The 3,035-nt window shown below is 71.6% G+C and carries 2 protein-coding genes; both read left to right on the top strand.

What is annotated here, in order from left to right:
• Positions 1–124: 124 nt before the first annotated feature.
• Positions 125–1,282, top strand: coding sequence for a BMP family ABC transporter substrate-binding protein (locus QL983_RS10830; RefSeq protein WP_144879224.1), 1,158 nt, complete (start codon positions 125–127; stop codon positions 1,280–1,282).
• Between the two features lie 126 nt (positions 1,283–1,408).
• The gene (locus tag QL983_RS10835) at positions 1,409–3,007 is read left to right on the top strand and encodes an ABC transporter ATP-binding protein (protein WP_036313325.1); all 1,599 of its coding nucleotides are present in this window, start codon (positions 1,409–1,411) and stop codon (positions 3,005–3,007) included.
• Positions 3,008–3,035 lie beyond the last annotated feature (28 nt).

Here is a 3,035-nt window from a genome sequence, read left to right on the forward strand (position 1 = left end):
GGAGGGGACGGGCCCACCGTTCGGTAGACTCGCGCTCATCCGGACGGGGCCACCCGCACGGGCCCCGTCTTTCCGCGGCCAGCGGCCGCGGACCTCGCACCGTGCCTTCCGAAATGAGGACCCCATGGGCATCGCCACCCCGTCGGCCGCGCGCCGCCGTCGTCTCCTGCTCCCCGCCGCCGCGCTCGGCGTCTCCGGCCTGCTGCTGACCGCGTGCGGCGCCCCGCCGGAGCAGTCCGAGGCCTCGGGCTCCGGCGCCGCCGAGAGCGAGGCCGCCGCCACCGTGGACGGCGTCGGCTCGGACAACAACGACTACAAGGCCTGCATCGTCTCGGACGAGGGCGGCTTCGACGACCGCTCCTTCAACCAGTCCTCCTACGAGGGCCTCAAGGCCGCGGAGAAGGCCTACGGCATCACCACCAGCGAGGCCGAGTCGAACGAGCCCAGCGAGTACACCCCGAACGTGACCGCCATGGTCAACGCCGATTGCGACGCCGTCATCGGCGTGGGCTTCCTCCTCGGTGACACCATGAAGCCGATCGCCGCCCAGCACTCGGACACCCACTTCTTCGGCGTGGACGTCACCGACGGCGACTTCACCGACAACTTCCAGAAGCTCACCTACGACACGGCGCAGGCGGCGTTCCTGGCCGGCTACCTGGCCGCGGGCACCACCGAGACCGGCACCGTGGCCACCTACGGAGGGGCCGAGTTGCCCACCGTCACCATCTTCATGGACGGCTTCGCCCGCGGCGTGGAGCACTACAACGAGGTCAAGGACAAGGACGTCAAGGTCCTGGGCTGGGACAAGGACGCGAAGACCGGCTCCTTCACGGGCGACTTCCAGAACGTGGCCAACGGCAAGACGAACACCGCCAACTTCATCAACGAGGGCGCCGACATCGTGATGCCGGTGGCCGGCCCCGTGGGCCTGGGCACCCTGGACGCCGTCCGCGAGGCGAACCAGGGCGGCAAGGACGTCAAGGTCATCTGGCCGGACTCGGACGGCTACGAGTCCACCAAGGACGGCAACCTGATCCTCACCTCGGTGAAGAAGAACATGGGCCAGTCCGTCTCCGACGTGATCGCCGCGGACCTGAAGGACGAGTTCTCGGCCGAGCCCTACGTGGGCACGCTGGAGAACAAGGGCGTCGAGCTGGCCCCGTTCCACGACTTCGAGGACACGGTGCCGCAGGAGCTCAAGGACGAGCTCAAGGACCTCGAGGCCAAGATCGTCTCGGGCGAGCTGAAGGTCGGCTCGGAGTACTCCCCGGAGGCCTGACCCGCCTCGCCACCGCCGCAGGGCCGGCCCAAACCCCTCCGGACCGGCCCCGCGGCGCGCGGGCGCCCGGCCCGCCCCCGCCGCCGAGCGCGGCACCACGAGCATCGACCAGACGGAAGGCCCTCGATGAGGCTCGAACTGCGCGGGATCACCAAGCGCTTCGGCTCGTTCGCCGCGAACGAGGACGTGAACCTGACCGTGGAGTCGGGGCGGGTGCACACCCTCCTCGGCGAGAACGGCGCCGGCAAGTCCACCCTGATGAACGTCCTCTTCGGGCTCTACGAGCCCACCGAGGGGGAGATCCTGCTCGACGGCGAGCCCGTCCGGTTCTCCGGCCCCGGCGAGGCCATGCGCGCGGGCATCGGCATGGTGCACCAGCACTTCATGCTCGTGCCCGTCTTCACGGTGGCCGAGAACGTGGCCCTCGGCGACGAGCACACCCGCGCCCTGGGCGTGCTCGACCTCGAGGCCACCCGCCGGCGGATCCGGGAGATCTCCGCCCAGTACGGCTTCGACGTGGACCCGGACGCCGTCGTCGAGGACCTGCCCGTGGGCGTGCAGCAGCGCGTCGAGATCATCAAGGCCCTCGTCCGCGACGCACGCATCCTCATCCTGGACGAGCCGACCGCCGTGCTCACCCCCCAGGAGACCGACGAGCTGCTCGGCATCATCCGGCAGCTGCGGGCGGACGGCACGGCGATCGTGTTCATCTCCCACAAGCTGCGCGAGGTCAAGGCCGTCTCGGACGACATCACCGTGCTGCGCCGCGGCCGCGTGGTCGGCACGGCGGAGCCCTCCGCCGAGGCCGCCGAGCTGGCCGCCCTCATGGTGGGCCGGAACGTCGTCCTCGAGCGGCGCAAGACGGCCCCGACCCTGGGGGAGGAGACGTTCCGCGTCGAGGACCTCTCCGTCGTCTCGCCCACGGGCCAGGTGCTGCTGGACGCCGTGTCCTTCGCCGTCCGCCAGGGCGAGGTCCTCGCCGTGGCCGGTGTGCAGGGCAACGGGCAGACCGAGCTGACCGAGGCGATCATGGGCCTGGTCAAGGCCACCGGCTCCGTCACCCTGGACGGCCGGGAGCTGATCGGCCGGTCCACCCGCCAGATCATCCGCGCCGGCGTCGGCTTCGTGCCCGAGGACCGCTCCACGGACGGGCTCGTCGGCCCGTTCTCCGTGGCGGAGAACATGGTGCTCAACCGGTACGACGTCGCCCCGGCCGGCAACGCCGTGCAGATGCGCCCCGCCGCGGTGCGGGCGCTCGCCGAGCGCCGCGTGGCCGAGTTCGACGTCCGCACCCAGGGCGTGGACCTGCCGGTCTCCTCCCTCTCGGGAGGCAACCAGCAGAAGGTCGTCATGGCCCGCGAGCTCGTGGACGGGCTGCGCCTGTTCATCGCCTCGCAGCCCACGCGCGGCGTGGACGTCGGCTCGATCGAGTTCCTGCACGACCGGATCATCGCCGAGCGCGACGCCGGCACCCCCGTGCTGATCGTCTCCACCGAGCTGGACGAGGTCCTCGAGCTGGCGGACCGGATCGCCGTGATGTACCACGGGCGGATCGTCGGCATCGTGCCGGGGGACACCTCGCGCGAGACGCTCGGCCTCATGATGGCCGGCCAGACCCCCGACGACGCGGCCCTCGCCTCCGGCGCGGACGTCGCCGCGGGCACGCCCGGCACCGCCGGTGAGGCGCCCGCCGCCCACCCCACCACGGAAGGAGAGCGCCCGTGAGCACCGCCGCCCCGCAGCGCCCGGCCCC

This window comes from Micrococcus sp. APC 4021 (assembly GCF_030407635.1).
GTDB classification, from domain to species: Bacteria; Actinomycetota; Actinomycetes; order Actinomycetales; family Micrococcaceae; genus Micrococcus; species Micrococcus luteus.

What these genes read in the sequence shown, in the direction of transcription:
- QL983_RS10830 (WP_144879224.1), top strand. Translation starts at nt 125, where the DNA reads ATGGGCATCGCCACCCCGTCGGCCGCGCGCCGCCGTCGTCTCCTGCTC.
- QL983_RS10835 (WP_036313325.1), top strand. Translation starts at nt 1,409, where the DNA reads ATGAGGCTCGAACTGCGCGGGATCACCAAGCGCTTCGGCTCGTTCGCC.